24 protein-coding genes and 1 pseudogene are annotated in these 16,669 nt (G+C 31.4%); 6 read left to right on the plus strand and 19 right to left on the minus strand.

The window, feature by feature from the left end; all coding sequences use genetic code 11:
• Window positions 1-8 precede the first annotated feature (8 nt).
• Window positions 9-563 (minus strand): ATP-dependent protease subunit HslV, encoded by a 555-nt coding sequence (gene hslV / locus AB6T46_RS01645; RefSeq protein ID WP_370931700.1) that lies wholly within the window; start codon window positions 561-563, stop codon window positions 9-11.
• A gap of 146 nt (window positions 564-709) precedes the next feature.
• On the opposite strand from hslV, the gene coaA reads away from it, so the two are divergent.
• The 6 genes from coaA to fabI all read left to right on the plus strand — a co-directional run bounded on the left by coaA (window position 710) and on the right by fabI (window position 6,419).
• The gene (gene coaA / locus AB6T46_RS01650; RefSeq protein WP_370931701.1) at window positions 710-1,657 is read left to right on the plus strand and encodes a type I pantothenate kinase; all 948 of its coding nucleotides are present in this window, start codon (window positions 710-712) and stop codon (window positions 1,655-1,657) included.
• Between the two features lies 1 nt (window position 1,658).
• Window positions 1,659-3,044, plus strand: a complete 1,386-nt coding sequence (locus AB6T46_RS01655; protein WP_370931702.1) for a M17 family metallopeptidase — start codon at window positions 1,659-1,661, stop codon at window positions 3,042-3,044.
• 71 nt (window positions 3,045-3,115) lie between these two features.
• Window positions 3,116-3,664: an SH3 domain-containing protein gene (locus AB6T46_RS01660; RefSeq protein ID WP_370931703.1), complete on the plus strand. Its 549-nt coding sequence runs from the start codon at window positions 3,116-3,118 to the stop codon at window positions 3,662-3,664.
• Window positions 3,665-3,824: 160 nt separating this feature from the next.
• Window positions 3,825-4,331 carry a 3-hydroxyacyl-[acyl-carrier-protein] dehydratase FabA gene (gene fabA / locus AB6T46_RS01665; protein WP_370931704.1) on the plus strand — a complete coding sequence of 169 codons (507 nt, stop codon included), beginning with the start codon at window positions 3,825-3,827 and terminating at the stop codon, window positions 4,329-4,331.
• Window positions 4,332-4,360: 29 nt separating this feature from the next.
• Window positions 4,361-5,587, plus strand: coding sequence for a beta-ketoacyl-ACP synthase I (gene fabB, locus AB6T46_RS01670; RefSeq protein WP_370931705.1), 1,227 nt, complete (start codon window positions 4,361-4,363; stop codon window positions 5,585-5,587).
• Between the two features lie 19 nt (window positions 5,588-5,606).
• A complete protein-coding gene (fabI, locus tag AB6T46_RS01675; RefSeq protein ID WP_370931706.1) occupies window positions 5,607-6,419 on the plus strand; it encodes an enoyl-ACP reductase FabI in 813 nt (270 codons plus the stop codon).
• 802 nt (window positions 6,420-7,221) lie between these two features.
• Here fabI and AB6T46_RS01680 read toward each other — a convergent pair.
• The 18 genes and pseudogenes from AB6T46_RS01680 to AB6T46_RS01765 form a co-directional block, all read right to left on the minus strand.
• A complete protein-coding gene (locus AB6T46_RS01680) occupies window positions 7,222-8,511 on the minus strand; it encodes a DUF2087 domain-containing protein (RefSeq protein WP_370931707.1) in 1,290 nt (429 codons plus the stop codon).
• A gap of 1,546 nt (window positions 8,512-10,057) precedes the next feature.
• A pseudogene (locus tag AB6T46_RS01685) lies at window positions 10,058-10,315 on the minus strand (replication initiator protein A); the annotation flags it as partial.
• 233 nt (window positions 10,316-10,548) lie between these two features.
• Window positions 10,549-10,761 (minus strand): hypothetical protein, encoded by a 213-nt coding sequence (locus AB6T46_RS01690; RefSeq protein ID WP_370931087.1) that lies wholly within the window; start codon window positions 10,759-10,761, stop codon window positions 10,549-10,551.
• Between the two features lie 12 nt (window positions 10,762-10,773).
• Window positions 10,774-10,908 (minus strand): hypothetical protein, encoded by a 135-nt coding sequence (locus AB6T46_RS01695; RefSeq protein WP_370931708.1) that lies wholly within the window; start codon window positions 10,906-10,908, stop codon window positions 10,774-10,776.
• Entirely contained in the window at window positions 10,892-11,119 is a 228-nt protein-coding gene (locus AB6T46_RS01700; RefSeq protein WP_370931709.1) for a hypothetical protein, read from the minus strand. The genes AB6T46_RS01695 and AB6T46_RS01700 overlap by 17 nt, the downstream gene beginning before the upstream one ends.
• Window positions 11,120-11,273: 154 nt before the next feature.
• Complete coding sequence (locus tag AB6T46_RS01705) at window positions 11,274-11,537, minus strand: hypothetical protein (protein ID WP_370931710.1); 264 nt, start codon at window positions 11,535-11,537, stop codon at window positions 11,274-11,276.
• A gap of 47 nt (window positions 11,538-11,584) precedes the next feature.
• Window positions 11,585-11,875: a hypothetical protein gene (locus tag AB6T46_RS01710; RefSeq protein ID WP_370931711.1), complete on the minus strand. Its 291-nt coding sequence runs from the start codon at window positions 11,873-11,875 to the stop codon at window positions 11,585-11,587.
• Window positions 11,856-12,197, minus strand: coding sequence for a hypothetical protein (locus AB6T46_RS01715; protein ID WP_370931712.1), 342 nt, complete (start codon window positions 12,195-12,197; stop codon window positions 11,856-11,858). Before AB6T46_RS01715 ends, AB6T46_RS01710 begins: the two co-directional genes overlap by 20 nt.
• Before the next feature lies 1 nt (window position 12,198).
• Entirely contained in the window at window positions 12,199-12,543 is a 345-nt protein-coding gene (locus AB6T46_RS01720) for a hypothetical protein (RefSeq protein WP_370931713.1), read from the minus strand.
• A complete protein-coding gene (locus AB6T46_RS01725) occupies window positions 12,544-12,879 on the minus strand; it encodes a hypothetical protein (RefSeq protein WP_370931714.1) in 336 nt (111 codons plus the stop codon).
• Complete coding sequence (locus tag AB6T46_RS01730) at window positions 12,872-13,252, minus strand: hypothetical protein (RefSeq protein ID WP_370931715.1); 381 nt, start codon at window positions 13,250-13,252, stop codon at window positions 12,872-12,874. Before AB6T46_RS01730 ends, AB6T46_RS01725 begins: the two co-directional genes overlap by 8 nt.
• A gap of 28 nt (window positions 13,253-13,280) precedes the next feature.
• A complete protein-coding gene (locus tag AB6T46_RS01735) occupies window positions 13,281-14,033 on the minus strand; it encodes an antA/AntB antirepressor family protein (protein WP_370931014.1) in 753 nt (250 codons plus the stop codon).
• 31 nt (window positions 14,034-14,064) lie between these two features.
• On the minus strand, window positions 14,065-14,280 hold the full coding sequence (locus AB6T46_RS01740) for a helix-turn-helix transcriptional regulator (protein WP_370931013.1): 216 nt from the start codon (window positions 14,278-14,280) through the stop codon (window positions 14,065-14,067).
• The gene (locus tag AB6T46_RS01745; RefSeq protein ID WP_370931012.1) at window positions 14,273-14,635 is read right to left on the minus strand and encodes a single-stranded DNA-binding protein; all 363 of its coding nucleotides are present in this window, start codon (window positions 14,633-14,635) and stop codon (window positions 14,273-14,275) included. Before AB6T46_RS01745 ends, AB6T46_RS01740 begins: the two co-directional genes overlap by 8 nt.
• 9 nt (window positions 14,636-14,644) lie before the next feature.
• On the minus strand, window positions 14,645-14,839 hold the full coding sequence (locus AB6T46_RS01750) for a hypothetical protein (protein ID WP_370931011.1): 195 nt from the start codon (window positions 14,837-14,839) through the stop codon (window positions 14,645-14,647).
• Complete coding sequence (locus AB6T46_RS01755; protein ID WP_370931076.1) at window positions 14,839-15,459, minus strand: lambda exonuclease family protein; 621 nt, start codon at window positions 15,457-15,459, stop codon at window positions 14,839-14,841. Before AB6T46_RS01755 ends, AB6T46_RS01750 begins: the two co-directional genes overlap by 1 nt.
• Window positions 15,446-16,186, minus strand: a complete 741-nt coding sequence (locus tag AB6T46_RS01760) for a recombinase RecT (protein ID WP_370931716.1) — start codon at window positions 16,184-16,186, stop codon at window positions 15,446-15,448. Before AB6T46_RS01760 ends, AB6T46_RS01755 begins: the two co-directional genes overlap by 14 nt.
• Before the next feature lie 9 nt (window positions 16,187-16,195).
• Window positions 16,196-16,591 carry a hypothetical protein gene (locus tag AB6T46_RS01765; RefSeq protein ID WP_370931717.1) on the minus strand — a complete coding sequence of 132 codons (396 nt, stop codon included), beginning with the start codon at window positions 16,589-16,591 and terminating at the stop codon, window positions 16,196-16,198.
• Window positions 16,592-16,669: the final 78 nt, after the last annotated feature.

Genomic DNA, 16,669 nt, shown 5'->3' on the forward strand with positions numbered 1-16,669 from the left:
TTTAAGGATTAGTTACAATTTAAAGATTCTATAGTGATATTATGGTTAGTATATATACAGATATCTCCCGCTATATTTAAAGCTCTGGTAGCTATTTCTTTTGCTGATAATTCACTATCCATTAATGCCTTAGCCGCCGCAAAAGCATAATTACCACCTGAACCTATTGCCATAGTACCAAATTCTGGTTCTAATACATCACCAGTTCCGGTTAAGGCCAGGGTAATACTGCTATCAGCAACTAGCATCATTGCTTCCAATTTACGCAAATATTTATCTGTACGCCAGCTTTTAGCTAATTCTACACAAGCTCGCATAAGTTGATCTGGATATTGTTCTAGTTTTTCCTCTAATCGTTCTAGTAAGGTGAAAGCATCAGCAGTCGCGCCGGCAAAACCTGCAATAACTTTACCGTTATTTAATAAACGAACCTTGCGTGCATTACCTTTTATGACAGCATGTCCTAAAGATACTTGACCATCGCCAGCGATTACAACTTGGTTATCTTTGCGTACGGTAACAATCGTAGTACCATATAATATATTTGGTCGATGTTCGATCATGTTTCCTCTTTTAAATTATTTTGCTCTCTATCATAGATAATTACTATTATATGTAAACTCAAGTTAAATTAAACTTTATCTTTAAAAAAATAATGGTTTTTTAAAGATAAAGTTGCTATAAGTTATCTAAAAGATAGGTAATTAATATGAATGATAATTCTCCCTTTACTAGAATTAATTCTCAAGATTGGCTTGATCTTAAAAAAGATGTAACTTTAAAAATATCTGAGAAGGAATTATCTTCCTTATTATCAATCGGACATAATATAGAGATAAATGAAGTAAAAACCACATATTTGCCTTTAGCTCGTTTAATATTGTCGTATTTTGAAAATGCGCAACAAGCAAGAAAAAAACAACAATCTTCCATTAAAACCACAAATATTAAAAAAGTTCCTTTTATTATTGCTATTTCAGGATCAGTAGCCGTAGGAAAATCTACAATGGCGCGGTTGTTGCAGAAATTATTGAGCTATTATTCGCCGGATTTTAAAATCGACTTAATTACTAGTGATGGCTTTTTATATCCTAATAAAATATTAGAATCATTAAATCTTATGACTAGAAAAGGATTTCCGGAAAGTTATGATGTTGATAGTCTGTTATTGTTTCTAGATTCAATTAAATCTGCTCATCGATATGTGAAAGCTCCAGTTTATTCACATTTAATTTATGATATTGTACCGAATGAGTATATTACCGTTGATTGTCCTGATATGATGATTTTAGAAGGGATTAATGTGTTACAACTTAAGTCACCAATATATAGTACAAAAAATGGCTGGAGAGCAGATTTATTTGATTTCTCTATCTATATAGATGCTGATGAAGAAAATGTAAAACAATGGTATGTGAAAAGATTTATGAAATTACGAAAAATAGCCGCTGATAATCCTAATTCATTTTTTACAAAATATCTGAATTGGGACGAGGATAAAGCTAGGTTATATGCAACTGAAATATGGGAAAAAATTAATTTAAAGAATCTATTAGAACATATTAAACCGACCCAAAAGAGAGCAGATCTTATTTTATATAAAGAAAAAAATCATAAAGTAAAATCTATTAATTTACGTAACTTTAAAGGAGTGTAATATGAAAGTTATTTTTAATAATAATAAACCGGTTGATAGCAAAGGCTTATGGTTAGTTTATGAAGATAGATTAGATGATGAAAATTTTAGTGAAGAGATTAAATCTTGGTGTAAAGCAGCAAATTTTACTGGTAAAGCCGAACAATTTTTATTAGTTCCTGATGAAAAGTGCGGCGTTAAAGGTGCCTTATTTGGAATGGGAAAAATAGATGAAAAAAATCCTTATGCTCCATTTGTTTTAAGGAAATTAGCTAATTTGTTGCCAGAGGGTTCATGGTATTTTCATTCTAAATTGACGGCGCCATTTTTACAATTATTATCTTTAGCTGCGGCTGGTTATAAATTTGATCGTTATCTAGAAACTTGTAATAAGACAATTGAAATTATAGTTCCAGAAGATATATCTTTAGAAAAATTAAATCTTTACCATAATATTACTTGTGATTCTCGAGATCTTGTTAATATTCCGTCTTATGATTTAGGTCCAGCAGGTTTAGAAAAATCTGTAAGAAGTCTATTAGCAGAATATAACGGAAAATTAGAGGTAATAAAAGGCGAGGAATTATTAAGCAAAAATTTTCCACTTATATATGCGGTAGGTAAAAGTGGTAATCTGCATGAAGAGCCACGCTTAATTGATTATATATGGGGTGATGAAAATGCGCCTAAAGTAACTTTAGTTGGTAAAGGTGTTTGCTTTGATTCCGGCGGTCTGGGAATAAAACCTTCAGGTGCTATGGTTGGTATGAAAAAAGATATGGGTGGAGCTGCGAATGTTATCGCTCTAGCAAGATTGATTATGTCATTTAATTTGCCAGTGCGTTTAAGAGTTTTGCTACCAGTCGTTGAAAATTTAATATCTCATGAGGCTTTTCGTCCAGGTGATATATTCACTAGTCGGATGGGTAAAACTGTGGAGATTGGACATACAGATGCTGAGGGTAGATTAATATTAGCTGATGCTCTGACTTATGCAGATGAAGAAAATCCAGAGATTTTATTAGATATGGCTACTTTAACTGGAGCAGCCCGTGTAGCTACTGGTCCTGATTTGCCTCCATTTTTTACTAATAGTGATGATTTTGCTAAAAATATAGAAGGAGAATCCACAGCTTTAGTAGATCCTATGTGGCGTTTCCCTTTATGGGCTCCATATAATAAAAATCTTAAATCACCTATTGCGGATTTAAATAATGTAACTACAGATGGTTTTGCTGGATCTATTACAGCTGCGTTATTTTTACAGAATTTTGTCCAGAATGCTAAAATATGGGCGCATTTTGATATTTATGCAGGTGCTTCTTCACAAAATAGCGATTTGCCTTTTGGTAATGAAGTTCAAACGGTGAGAGCAATTTTTGCTACTTTAAAAAAATATTTTTCTTAATTAGCTTTGTTGATAATTTATTAAGGAGATAATGTTATTGTCTCCTTAATAAATTTAAAAATGAGGTAATTATGCGAACGTGGCTAAAGGCAGTAATAGCGTTATTGTTGCTAGCTATAATAATAAAATTATTATTAGTAGGTTTTTTCCATTTAAATCATAAACACAATAAGACTAAAAATTATCAAGGGCAGGTAGGCGTTTCTACTGGTTTGCCAATACCTCGTTATGTTAGTTTAAAAGCTAAAACTACTAATGTTCGTGTAGGACCAGGTGTTCAATATAGGATTGCCTGGACTTTTACGCAACGTTCTTTACCGGTTAAAATTATAAATGAATATGATAACTGGAGGTATATAGAGGATTATACGGGTAGTAAAGGATGGATTACTGCGGGTTTATTATCTTCAAGCAAATATATATTAGTTGCCCCAAATAAAAAAAATAGACACTATAAACTATATAATAAAAAAGATGTGAAAAGTAATATAATTGCACAAATTTCTTCTGGAGCTATAGGTAGTTTAAAAATTTGTGAGGATAATTGGTGTAAAGTCGTATTTGATAGGGTCACTGGATGGATAGAAAAAAAATATTTATGGGGTGTAAATGATTATTAGTAAATTGTTTAAAAAGATAAAAGCTTATCTTTGTCTGGCAAATTAAATTGTATAAATGTAACAATTGATTTATAATGTGGGTTAATATGTCGTAGTTTAAAAAATTGTGATATAAGTTGAATAAAATTGCATAATTTGCAAAAGTTGGAGCAAAAAGTTAATGACGGAACAAAAAACTAGTTATAAGTTTGATGAATTACTTAAATGTGCTAGGGGTGAATTATTTGGTAAAGGTAATGCACAATTACCGGCTCCCCCTATGTTAATGTTTGATAGAATTACTCATATAGCGAAAGATGGAGGAGAATATGGTAAAGGTGTAGTCTTAGCTGAGCTTGATGTACACCCAGATTTATGGTTTTTTTCATGTCACTTTATTGGCGATCCTGTTATGCCAGGTTGCTTAGGGTTAGATGCTTTATGGCAAATGACCGGTTTTTACTTAGGTTGGTTAGGTGAACCTGGTAAAGGTCGTGCTTTATCAGTAGGAGAAATAAAATTTACTGGTATGATAACACCTGAAATAAAAAAAGTTGAATATCAGATAGAATTAAAAAGAGTTTTAAGAGGGCGGTTAGTTCTAGGCGTAGCCGATGGTTGTGTCAAAGCTGATGGTAAAGTTATTTATCAGGCAAAAGATTTAAAAGTTGGATTATTTACCGCATAAATGATTATATTAATTAATGGAGTTGGGTCATGCGTCGTGTTGTAGTAACTGGGATGGGTATTATTTCTTCTATTGGTAATGATCTAACAGAAGTAACTAAATCGTTATATGAAGCTAAATCTGGTATCAGTTTTTCTCAAGAATATCAGGATCTAGGATTTAGATCATGTGTATATGGAATGCCTCAAATAGATATTGAGGAATTTGTTGATAGAAGAGATTTACGATTCCATGGTAGAGGTACTGCGTGGAACCATATTGCTATGCAGCGTGCTATAGCTGATGCAGGTTTAGAAGCTAACGAAATATCAAATATAAATACTGGCATTGTTATGGGCTCCGGTGGTCCATCTACTAAAGTTATTGTGGAGTCTGCTAATATCGCTTTAGAAAAATCTCCTAAAAGAGTAGGGCCATTTGCAGTACCTAAAGCTATGAGTTCTACGGCTTCAGCTACTTTATCTACTTTCTTTAAGATTAAGGGAGTTAATTATAGTATTTCTTCAGCTTGTGCTACTTCTAATCATTGTATAGGTAATGCATACGAATTAATTCAATTTGGAAAACAGGATCGTGTTTTTGCTGGCGGTTGTGATGATCTAGATTGGACTTTATCAGTGTTATTTGATGCAATGGGAGCTATGTCCAGTAAATATAATGATACACCAGAAAAAGCCTCGCGGGCGTATGATAATATGCGTGATGGGTTTGTTATTGCCGGTGGAGCAGGTGTAGTAGTACTGGAAGAACTTGAAGTTGCTCTAGCTCGCGGTGCTAAAATCTATGCGGAAATAGTTGGTTATGGTGCTACTTCTGATGGTCATGATATGGTTGCACCTTCAGGTGAAGGAGCCGAAAGATGTATGCGTTTAGCTTTGAAAAATGTTAAAGGTGATATAGACTATATTAGTCCACATGCAACTTCTACCCCAGTAGGAGATATACCGGAGATTGATGCTATTCGTCGCATTTTTGGTTCTGGAGAATCATGTCCATTGATTGCAGCTACAAAATCCTTAACAGGACATTCATTAGGTGCGGCAGGTGTTCATGAAGCAATATATTCATTATTAATGATGCAAAATAATTTTATCTGTGAAAGCAGTAACATTGACCAAATAGATGAGCGAGTTGCTGATATGCCTATAGTTCGTAGCAGAAAAGATAATGTTAAACTTAACAGAATACTATCGAATACTTTTGGATTTGGTGGTACAAATGCTACAATTATTTTTGAAAAATACAACGCTAAATAAGTTAAGGATAGGTGCATTTATGACAAAATTAATGCAAGGTAAGAGGGGCTTGATCATGGGAGTCGCTAACCATCATTCAATTGCTTGGGGGATAGCTAAGCAATTGTCTGAAGCAGGGGCAGAGTTAGCTTTTACTTATCAAGGGGAGATCTTCTGTAAAAGAGTCAAACCACTAGCAGAGGAATTAGGAGCAAAATTAATTCTTGATTGTGATGTGGAACATCCAGATACAGTTGCGAAGGTTTTTGAAACTATTGCTAAGGAATGGGGAAAATTAGATTTTCTTGTACATGCAGTAGGTTTTTCTGATAAATCTGAGTTAAAAGGTAAATATGTAGATGTAACAACCAGAGATAATTTTGTAAAAACTATGGTTATTTCTGCTTATTCTTTCACAGAAGTAGCGCAACTTGCTGCCCCTTTAATGAAAGACGGTGGTTCTATTTTAACGTTAACCTATGGTGGATCGACTAGAGTTGTACCTAATTATAATGTTATGGGTATTGCTAAAGCTGCTTTAGAATCAATGGTTAGATATTTAGCAGTTGATTTAGGCGAGAAAGATATTAGGGTTAATGCATTATCCGCAGGTCCTGTGCGTACATTAGCGGGGAATGGTATAGGAGACGCTAGAGATATATTTAGCTTTCAACAAAGAAATTCACCGTTGCGTAAATCAGTAACTTTGGAAGAAATTGGTGGTTCAGCTCTTTATTTGTTGTCTGATATTTCAAAAGGGGTAACAGGAGAAGTGCATTTTGTAGATGCTGGTTATCATATTGTGTCTATGCCATTGATATCTGAGTTGAAAACGCTTAATAAAGAGGTTTAAACGACATTGAAATTATCTTACTAATATTTTTGTTTCAATTATTAGTAAGATAATTTAATTATTGTTTTTCTTTGTTATATAAGTGATATTTATGCATTAAGTAATATAGTGTTGATATCTTTTTATAGTTTTAGCCGTTTATATAACTTCAATTTTGAATTTATCTAGATGATAAGTTTTTTTAATAATTATAATAAATTATGATTTTTGTTGAGCAGATAAATAAAAAACTTAAAAATTATCCAAAAAAATTTGGTTAATTTTATTTCTTAGAATTTTTTAGGAACTTTTATATTTATTAGTTGATTTTAATAGGGCTTTATCTGTACTTAAATATTTGCTGTCATCCTTTTAACAGTAAAGGTAATGGTGAGGCTATGTTATCGTAAAAGCTTCACAAAATTCCATACAAGAGTATTTAGACTTAAAGAAGAATTTTTATAATCTGCAGGAAATTTAGATAGCTGTAGCAATTTAGTTAAGCGGGTGCAAGCGAAATTATAACTATAGAGATAGCAAGACTAGTGATTGAATGTTTATGGAAAAGTTAGATAGATAGTCTGCGAAAGAAAGCAAAAATTTCTGCATTAATACATGGTTTAATGTGGTAAATGATATTTTATTCCTCTAGAGTATTGTAAAAATATAAAAGTTAATAGTTTCGTTTAGATGGATAATTTTAGCCTTACAAAAATTTCGTAGATTTTAGTATCTTTATTGGGCAAGCTATGGGTTGTGCTTGTACAATATAGATTTTATTTGCGCACAATTCGATGGCATTATTCTTTGCAAATGAGAACATTTAGAAGACGTGTTTATGTTTTTTAGTCTTATTACGTCTATTATTTTGTAATATGCGTCGATAAATACCTTTATTACGTTTTAAATAACCTTTGTCAACAAGACAGCGGCGTAAACGTGCATAATCAACGCTGAACAAAAAACAAATTTTAGAAACAGTATCCTCATTATATTCTTGGTTTATTTTAAAACAATTAGTTATAATTTTGAGTATCTCATCTGTCTCTAATTGTTTGTCGGATAAGTTTTGCATGTTTTTATTTTTATATAGGTGCAATTCATTCCATGCCTCTGAGGACGCCTCTATAATATTTTTAGAATTATTTACTTTTATCAAATCCATCCTTTGCATTTTTTCTATATATTTATGTAATTTTTTTATATTTATACCGGTTTTATCTAATAAGTATTTTACCGTAGGAGATTCGAGAATAATAATAGCGTAAATATAGCGCATGTCATCATTACTCATAATATTGTGATAATAATTTATTTTTTGTTCTAGAGCTATTTTCTCATTTCCTATAGGAAGAATGTCATTTCTTATTGGTGGTGCTTCTAGTGCAAGTAGTTCTGTCTGTAATGATTCTGTACGGAAAACTTTTTCATTAGGCTGTCTTTTGCGGATAATCCCTAATCCACCCTGTCTATATTTATGAGACTCAGGAAAAGTAATAGCTTCATAATTATCGTCAAGCCTCCATAAAAGTTCTTCCCAGAGCGGTGTACGGTTGCAACGTATCTTATTTTCACCATTTTCATTGACAGTTGTAAGCATAGTTGGTTCAGGTAAAACAAGATAAGCTCCATCTGCCAAATGTTCCCATAAGTTTGCTACAAAACTTACGTTATCAGCTGGAGAACCTGCATCAATCCATGCGAAATCTATTTTTCCCCATGATGCAATAGTTTTCTTATTTATATTAAAAAAATTCTCATTAATAAAATTAACGTAATTTTCATTATCGGAGTCATTTTTTATGATTTCCCATGCTTTTTGAGCAGATTGACTACATGCTGTAAAATCATCAATTGTTATTAAAAGAGGTTGATAGTCAGTATTTATATAGGTAGGATCAAGTAAGGCGTCACGCTCAGACCATTGGTCAGCACAAAGACATTCCTTATCCACTAACCATTCTTTTACCGCTTCTTTAAGTGCATTGAGAATGAAAATTGTGCTATCTCCAGCCCCAATTTCAACAACTAGCTTAGGGCGTGACATTTTTATTAATGCGCTAATTAAATGAGCGCTATTCTCCGTTCTCATTCCTGGTCTAATAAGTGTCATTATATTCCTCCATTCTAATTAAACGTAATATTCCAGAATTTAAAAAATCTAATATTATTTGAGCTTTGTTTTTTTTGATATATTTGTCAAGGTCCAAGCTATTATAACTGGCAGAATAAGTTTATTCAGAATTTGCTTAATTTGGTCATTGATAAAAAATCCGCGGACAATTAGTGGATTAGAAACAATTTTTTTAGATTTAAACATTTTATAAGGCATTTAGGTTCTTTAATGATGCATATACGAAGTTTGTTACTTATGTTATTTATTTCTAAAAGTATATGTTTAAACAGTGATACGCTTGCATAGGTAAGTTTATAACTATTCTCATTAATATCTTTAATAATGCAACTATCTTTTAGAGATAAAAACATACTTTTTGCTATATTTGCAAATGACTTATTTTTATTAGAAAATATTTTGATTCTTCGTATAATCCTTTTGCTCGTTAGATTAGGCATATTTCTTATAGTTTTAATATGTAGTGATAAATTTAAAATTGTATCTCCCTTTAAAATTTTTAGGAAATATATTTATCAATGTTATAGATAAGTATTATTAATTTTTAATTTTGTTCATGTTAACCTAAAGTAAGAAAATTAGTAAAGAGAAGACTCTCATGAAAAATATATTTAAAAAAATCCTCTGTTAAGCGTCAAGAGGTTATACCATACTTCATTTTGATGAGAAGGAGTGCTTAGATGGCTCTGTAAAAGAACTTACGGTTAACACGGCTACTGTAAATGTCAAATATGCTCAAAGTAATTGTAGGTGATGATATTGCCTTGCGGCATGTGCATTGTTGAACATGGATATATTAATCATTGATTTGTGTAATTTTGATAATATTAAAATTTTGGAGTTCCTATTATCTTGGATCTCTCATATTAAATATTAAACGGATATCTAATGATAGAAATATTTTAGAAAGAGTTTGTAAAGAATTATGGAGTAAATATCTAACTAAGCTAAATATCGCAAAGTTTATACTTAATAGAAAATGACTTAATAAAAGCATTTTCTTTTTATTTTAGTCATATAATAATTGCTATTTTTGTTAAAATATATATTTATTTCTTTATTATGTATCTTAGAGTAGCAATTTTACAGGTGCATTTTTTGCTAACTGTTATATTTGAAGAAGGTTAGCTTTAAATATAACAGAATATTCATGTATATGGTGGGTATTTTGATTAAGTTCTAGAATTTTTTAAATTGTGAGATTAAATTCATTTTAAGGCAAATTTAACTTATTTTCCCTTTTAAATTTTAAGGATATTTTACAATTTGATTATTGTCGCAATTTGTATGTGATAGTTTATATAAAGGACGTTCTAGTGGTTTTTTAATCTAAAATAATAGCGGGGTGCAAAGTAAGCACCGGAGTATTTTGTATAGCATAGAATAACTAATCTGATAATTTTAATTATATTACTAATATACGGCCGATAGGTTCTCTATCAATTTTTCTTTGATCTATTAATCCAAATATATTTGTAGTTAGTTTTTGTTCTATTTTTAGCTGTTGTTGATATTGTGGTTACTCTTAACCTGTTAAACTATTTTTTACATTTTGATAACTCATACCAGTCTTTGCTCTATTAGTTACATGTAAAAAATCGTAAACTTTAAATGTTACAAATGAAGATATTTCTTTACCTGCTTTCTTTGCATGCATTAATTGAGCAGTAGCAAAAATTAAAATACCGCGGTCAAACACGTTTACAAAACCAAGACTTGATGGAGTTATTTTGAATGTTTTCTCTTTGTTTAAAAAAATTCTTTTTGCTTTAGGAATTTTAGAATTAAGAAAAAAATTGGATGTTCCATTGTTACTATGTCAGATTTTGGTGTAGCATCAAAGATGTCACATATAAAAAAATCGCGCTGTGGATATCTCCAAGTAAAGGAGTTGTATTTTCCATAAAAACCTAGGAATATCAACGATTTACAGCTTATTTAGGATTATGATATTACCTTTTTACACACCCTTTTAAGCTCAATGTACTTGAAAGCATACGAAAGAATCTGTAAAACTTATCCCCTAGTAAATAATTTTTTTACCCATTCAAAGATGTTATCTATAGCTATTAAAAATCTTTGACCTTCTATAACAATGACAAATATTGTAATGATAATCCATTTTAACCAACGTGATAAAGTTTTAAATGTAGAGTAAGCAGTAGCTAATTCTCTTAGCATTTGTTTTTCTTGTGTCGTTAATGGTGTTCTTTTCTTTTTATCTATCATTTTATAACCTTATCACCACTTACAAACTTTAGCACCGGTTTCGTTATGTCTTAATAATTGTCTAGCTAACTGTGGGCTAATAACATCTAAATCTTTATATTCTAAATAAATAGGAGCAAATAAAATACAATTATCTGGTCTCGTCATTACCGCGCACCCACTTACGCAAAGAGTCACGGATATTATCATCAGATTTCTTATTAATGTCATTTTCTACCTTTTGACGTATACCAATAGATTTTAATGTTTCTTTATCTTGCTTATTTTGTTGGTCTCGCTGTCCTAATTTAAATGCTTTAGCTAAGGCAACAAAAAAAGCGGTTATCACCGCTCCAGCAATATATAAATATTTTTTCATGCTTTGCTCCAATGCGGTTTTATCACAATGAATCATAACCTAAGGATTTTAAAATTAACAGAGTCTGTAGACGCTAAAAAGCCCCACCTCATAAAAGCGGGGCTCTAGTATTTATATCTTTTGGTCAGTTATCAAGGATTTCTTGATAACTGGTTTATTTTGGTTTATCAATATCAATATCACAAAGAGTCATGAGTTCCACTTCTTTTTTTCCACCTATTAATGCTATTTGGTAGTCGTTAGGTGTGCTCTTTGCAGTAATAATAGAGTTTTTATTTTCTTCTTTATCTTCTAAAAATTTAATTTTAATTAATAAGTCTAGTAGCAATTTTAAATCTTTAGCTATTTGTTTATCTTCTGTTCTGTTTGCTAGCCCTGCTAATTGTTCCAATGCTATCCTAATACAATTTAAACTCATTGAAACAGTCCTTTCTTGGTTGTTAATTCTGTTATTTATTCCTATCTTTAGCTTAACTCAAGTTTTAGCCCTTTATAAATTGGTATGTTTTCAATCTTGCTATTCTTATAACTTGCGTCTAGAAAGGTCTTGTTATTTTCTTTTCTAACCTGAAAATCCAATTTACTTTTTCCGTTATCCCAAAGGATAGTTGGAAAATCATAAGAACCTGTTAATTTGTCCTCAAAAAAAAGTTCCTCACTCCAATGATTACAATAGGCTATGTCTATTGTAAATACGCCGTTTACCTCTCTTACAGTAAGAATTATTGATTCATTTTTAGTTGCTGTGTTTGTCATTTATAAATCTCCTATTATTAAACTCTCTTAAAAAGTCTATAACGCGCTCAGCCTTAACCGCTATTAATCTAAATGTTATTAACTCTTCATCTTGAAAAATTACATAATCACGGTAACAAAGCATATCCGCCTTTATCCCTTTTTCTGTTATTCTTGTAAGGTTATATTTATCATCTGGTACAATTTCCACCCACTCTTTAGAATGAATAACAAAAAGCATTAACTCATCAACACATCCTTTAAATCCTAGTAGGTCGTATAAAATTGTTAAAGGTATACTATCCTCTTGGTTTCGTATTTCTTTTATGTGTTGTATTTGCATATTATTTATTCCTTTTTCTATAATAAAAATTCTCTAAATCCTCTAATAAAGTTTCTGCTGTCTCAAGCATTCCAAACTTGTAATCCGCGCTTTCCATTTGTTTTCTCCCGTCAGTTAATGCATCTAATCTGCTGTATAATCTTCGCGCTTCGATTACCATATAATGAACATCCAAGAGTTCGTTTTCTGCTTTTATTTTTTCTTCTTCTAATATTTTGTTAAATTCTATTTTTAAATCTTTTAATTTTTTGAATTCATTAAAAGACTCAGAGCCTAAAGTGTATAGTTTACCGCTTGTGAGCTGTAAGTCATCTATTAACTTATCTATTTTTTCTACCTTAGTCATTTATTCGCCCTTCAATACATAATAATACACTTCTTTATGCCTACCGCCGTTAGGGTTTCTATTCACTCCTTTAAAGCGGGTTACACTGCCTCTGTTTACAAGAAAACTCATAAAACTATTAATGCCTCTTCTGTTCATTCCTACAAGGCTAGTAATTTCTGTAACAGTTAAACCATCCTTATATTTTTCTTGTTTTAGTAGCTCTAATATTTCTTTTCTGTTTTCTTGAGTTAAGCTAGCAGGCATATCGCGCGCTTCTTTCTTATCCAGCAATTTATCTATTTTTCTTATAATAGAATGCATTAATGTGGGTATTTGGATATGCTTATCAATCATTTTTGTTGTCCTTACTATCTTGATAAAACATATCACTTAGAGTTATCTTTGGGTTAGATTTATCTTTATTGTCTATAATTATATATCCAGCCTCTGCTAAAGCCTCTATATCCGTATCAGAGAAATAGGTTAACTTAACCATTTTATACTCAGAGCTTTTTACAAATTTTAAAGTATTAAGCAAAGAGTCAGAACCGCCTAAACTAGCTAAATGTTCTAAAACAAGCCCACTTCCAGCCTCTTTCATAAAATCACGCTCAATTTTTAAGTACACCTCGTGAAAGCCGTCCGCTTTAGTATCGAATTCTTCCACACATTGTTTTACTAAACCTTTGTTAATTTTTTTCATTTCTGTTTCTCCTTTGTAAATCATCGTTAAATCCTTTTACTTGGCTTACTTATTATGCTACCTGTGTTGCTTGTAATTTTTCAGATAATATTGCTAAACCTTTAGTGGTGATTTTTGCTTGAGCTATGATTTTTTCACTACCATCAGGACGATGTATTGTTGTGGTAGGACAATCCATTAAGCCAGATTTTAACTTATCTTGATAAGGGATAAAATTACTTGTGCCTACGCGTTTATAAATCCAATTGTGTTTTTGTAAATATTGGAATAAATCCTTAGGGCGCATGTTTAAAACTTTAGCAGCATCAGTAATACAAAGTAATCCATCAGCACGTGTTAAATGTTCTAAAGCCTTAACTTTTGGTTCTTGTTCTTTAACCAGTTCTTGTAATTTTATAACCTTATTAACGTTATCTAATAATAATGCTTTTAAATGGTCTGGATTGCTTAATACCTCCGTGATATTAGCGGTATTAGGTTGTTTTAACTTCTTTTCACATTTAATAAAATATTGACGGGCTTCTTTACCTTTTTCATTGCGTTCTACCATTGATAGCTCTTTAGCCATGTCTAAGGTAAGGTGGTATTCTTTGCTTGGTCTACCTCCATGGAGGTTTTCGCCAGAATTGGCGAAAACTATATAATCTTGATTTTCCTTAAAATCATATTTATTTATTCTGTCTTTTATCCAGTTACTAAAATCTTTACCTACTTGTAAAAATTCATGTAATTCACGAGCGTTAACAGTTTGTATTGTATCGTTAGCTATTTGTGTTTGTTTGATTTCCATTAATTGATTGTCCATAATAAGACTCCTCTTTTTGGTATAATTACAATTACTGATTTCTTACTCCGCGAGGTTGGCTATCTATATATTCCTCTATATCTGATAGCTTCCACCGCGTTGAATTTAATATTTGTACTGGTTGAGGAAAATTGCCTTTTTTCATATGAGCATAAAGTGTAGTCACACATACATTAAGCATTGAGGCGACTTCTCTTGCATTGAGTAATTTATCAGTTTCTTTTACGTTGGTTAATTTCTCAGTCATTCTGAATATCCTTTTTACGCAATAACACTAATCTACCTGAGTATTTATCTAAGATGATTTCTGCAGTAGTGTGCTTGTGACCTTCTTTATCTTTCCAGTTTCTGGTATGAAGTCGACCTTCAATCATCACACCATCGCCTTTTTCTAAAAGGTTATTTGCTAAATTTATAAGAGCATCATTAAAAACAGCGATAGTGTGCCATTCTAACTGTTCGTTAACTTCTCCGTCTTTATCTTTCCATCTCTCAGAAGTAACTAAACGAAATTTTAGCAGTTTTATTCCAGACTTAAGTTCAAAAAAGGTTAAATCTGTTGCAACATGTCCTATCAAGGTAACTCTATTTAATCCATACATGTCATTGACCTAATTAATAGTTTTAGATGGGTTATTGATATAATTAGCTTTGTTAGTGTCAGTTGTAGATTTGTCTAAAGAAAGAATAATATTATCAATAAGCTTTATTGAGTCTTGACCTGCTACAATATCTTTTCTTAATTCAAGCAATGTTTCTTTAACTGCTTGAGCGATTATCTTTACTGATTTTTCTTCTATATCCATTATTGCGTCTCCTTTAATTGTGTTTCCATATCTTTTATTTCTTGTAAAAATTTACTAACTTTTACTGTTATTTCGGCGATGAAATTATCATCACGTAATATGCGCTTTTCTTTAATTCTTAAACCTGCTGATTTACCTTCAAAGCGTGGGTCAAAACTAACAAAGTCACACCAAGCTCTATCTGTGCAAGCCATTTGCCACTGCATTTGTGCTATATATTCGGGTTTGATTTTATCATTAAGTAAAAAATCTAAATGTGTGGTAGATTGAGGGCATTTAACTTCAATAAGTCCATCTGCATTAATTAATCCATCAGGACTTGCGCCACTCATAGCTATAGTAGGGTGGTTTATAAAACCGCATTCAGTTATTACAACATCATTTAAAAATTTATATTCTTCTTTAGCTTGTGCTTCATATTCTACACCCCAGTCCATATATTTATTAGTTGGTTGTGAGAATATTTGCCCTGTTAGCCTTTCACTTAACAATTGCATTTTATAATCAGAATATTTCTTCAGAGGCTCTCCATTTTTCTGGCTAGCAATAATATCGTAAATACGTGATGCTGTTACTTTACCAAGCCTTGCTTGAAACCATTCTGCGCTATTCTGTTGCATCTTTATACTCTAAGTAACTATTGTTATCCTTGGTTAACTTCTTTTGGCTTTTTTGTAATTTCTTTAAAGCTATTTCCGCTTGGGTTTCTGTTAATTCTTCTAAGCTAGCTATGTTAAAATGTTCTAAGATAGTATTTTCATCTATAGCTGTAGCTTTTAGTAAGTTTTTAATTTGTTGTATTTTTTCTATATCAATTGTTGTAACTTCTAACACTGGCTGATTTATACGGTGGGCTTCATCTTCATCAAAAATACCACTATAACCAAAAGCATATCTTGCACATTGAATTAAGGCTTTATGACGTAACATGCGAGAAGGGTACTTTTTCCAAGTGTCACTATTTTGCATACATTCACTTAGATATTCAGTTACCTCTATTGGCATGGTTACATTTGCTAATTTTATACAGCAGGTTATAGAGATTAACTTACCATTTTCGTCTAGATTATCTCTAAATTGTAACCCGTCAAACTTGTTATTAGAATGAATTATTTTGACCCAGCTATCAACAGATACGATTGGCATAATACCACCGCCCCGTTTAGGGAAGGCATAAATTTCTTTAGTTAGGGGATTTAAACCATATTCATTTGCTACTGAAATAAAAGCGTGAAATTCTTCTGGTTTAGGGTCTCCTGACATACATGTTTTTACTACTGTTTCTTTGAATTTCTCAGGTGAAAAATTATATTTTTGTGCCATAAGGGCTAAAGGTGAATGTGTCATATTAATATCCTATAAGTATCTTGTGTTTAACATCTCACTAAATTCCAGTTCTGCATTTTGTTCTGCTTCATCTACTAACATTTGATAATAGTCAGATTCTTTTACGAAAATTGGCAAACAATCATTCTCAAAGTTTAATCTGCTAGCATGTAGCTTACACCAGCTTCTAGACATGGCTTCGTTAGTATTGCCCATAGTATTATTTTTATGATTTACCCAATCTATTCTCTCTGCATCATTTTTAAAGTAAGCTATGTCATAAAAGATATCGTCTAATAACTGCTCTAAATCATTTATAAAGACATCTATATCTGTGTTAGTAGTTAGTTCAAATTGCATTGGATTATCTTTAAATAAATCCTTACAATGACCACCTAAGATAAGTTTAACTTTTATAACACTCATTTTATTATCCTATTTTAGACAAAGCACATCCGTGGCGAGAAATCGCATTAATCTTTAAATTGTTTGATAATCTTTAGT

The organism is Bartonella sp. DGB1, from assembly GCF_041345015.1.
Classification (GTDB): Bacteria; Pseudomonadota; Alphaproteobacteria; order Rhizobiales; family Rhizobiaceae; genus DGB1.

Coding starts and splice junctions, on each gene's coding strand:
- AB6T46_RS01710 (WP_370931711.1), bottom strand. CDS start 11,875: ATGACAAACACAGCAACTAAAAATGAATCAATAATTCTTACTGTAAGA.
- AB6T46_RS01720 (WP_370931713.1), bottom strand. CDS start 12,543: ATGACTAAGGTAGAAAAAATAGATAAGTTAATAGATGACTTACAGCTC.
- AB6T46_RS01755 (WP_370931076.1), bottom strand. CDS start 15,459: ATGCAACAGAATAGCGCAGAATGGTTTCAAGCAAGGCTTGGTAAAGTA.
- AB6T46_RS01655 (WP_370931702.1), top strand. CDS start 1,659: ATGAAAGTTATTTTTAATAATAATAAACCGGTTGATAGCAAAGGCTTA.
- AB6T46_RS01715 (WP_370931712.1), bottom strand. CDS start 12,197: ATGCAAATACAACACATAAAAGAAATACGAAACCAAGAGGATAGTATA.
- AB6T46_RS01725 (WP_370931714.1), bottom strand. CDS start 12,879: ATGATTGATAAGCATATCCAAATACCCACATTAATGCATTCTATTATA.
- AB6T46_RS01750 (WP_370931011.1), bottom strand. CDS start 14,839: ATGGATATAGAAGAAAAATCAGTAAAGATAATCGCTCAAGCAGTTAAA.
- AB6T46_RS01765 (WP_370931717.1), bottom strand. CDS start 16,591: ATGAGTGTTATAAAAGTTAAACTTATCTTAGGTGGTCATTGTAAGGAT.
- AB6T46_RS01705 (WP_370931710.1), bottom strand. CDS start 11,537: ATGAGTTTAAATTGTATTAGGATAGCATTGGAACAATTAGCAGGGCTA.
- AB6T46_RS01700 (WP_370931709.1), bottom strand. CDS start 11,119: ATGAAAAAATATTTATATATTGCTGGAGCGGTGATAACCGCTTTTTTT.
- AB6T46_RS01760 (WP_370931716.1), bottom strand. CDS start 16,186: ATGACACATTCACCTTTAGCCCTTATGGCACAAAAATATAATTTTTCA.
- coaA (WP_370931701.1), top strand. CDS start 710: ATGAATGATAATTCTCCCTTTACTAGAATTAATTCTCAAGATTGGCTT.
- fabB (WP_370931705.1), top strand. CDS start 4,361: ATGCGTCGTGTTGTAGTAACTGGGATGGGTATTATTTCTTCTATTGGT.
- AB6T46_RS01730 (WP_370931715.1), bottom strand. CDS start 13,252: ATGATTTACAAAGGAGAAACAGAAATGAAAAAAATTAACAAAGGTTTA.
- hslV (WP_370931700.1), bottom strand. CDS start 563: ATGATCGAACATCGACCAAATATATTATATGGTACTACGATTGTTACC.
- AB6T46_RS01680 (WP_370931707.1), bottom strand. CDS start 8,511: ATGACACTTATTAGACCAGGAATGAGAACGGAGAATAGCGCTCATTTA.
- AB6T46_RS01740 (WP_370931013.1), bottom strand. CDS start 14,280: ATGACTGAGAAATTAACCAACGTAAAAGAAACTGATAAATTACTCAAT.
- AB6T46_RS01690 (WP_370931087.1), bottom strand. CDS start 10,761: ATGATAGATAAAAAGAAAAGAACACCATTAACGACACAAGAAAAACAA.
- fabA (WP_370931704.1), top strand. CDS start 3,825: ATGACGGAACAAAAAACTAGTTATAAGTTTGATGAATTACTTAAATGT.
- AB6T46_RS01695 (WP_370931708.1), bottom strand. CDS start 10,908: ATGACGAGACCAGATAATTGTATTTTATTTGCTCCTATTTATTTAGAA.
- AB6T46_RS01660 (WP_370931703.1), top strand. CDS start 3,116: ATGCGAACGTGGCTAAAGGCAGTAATAGCGTTATTGTTGCTAGCTATA.
- AB6T46_RS01745 (WP_370931012.1), bottom strand. CDS start 14,635: ATGTATGGATTAAATAGAGTTACCTTGATAGGACATGTTGCAACAGAT.
- AB6T46_RS01735 (WP_370931014.1), bottom strand. CDS start 14,033: ATGGACAATCAATTAATGGAAATCAAACAAACACAAATAGCTAACGAT.
- fabI (WP_370931706.1), top strand. CDS start 5,607: ATGACAAAATTAATGCAAGGTAAGAGGGGCTTGATCATGGGAGTCGCT.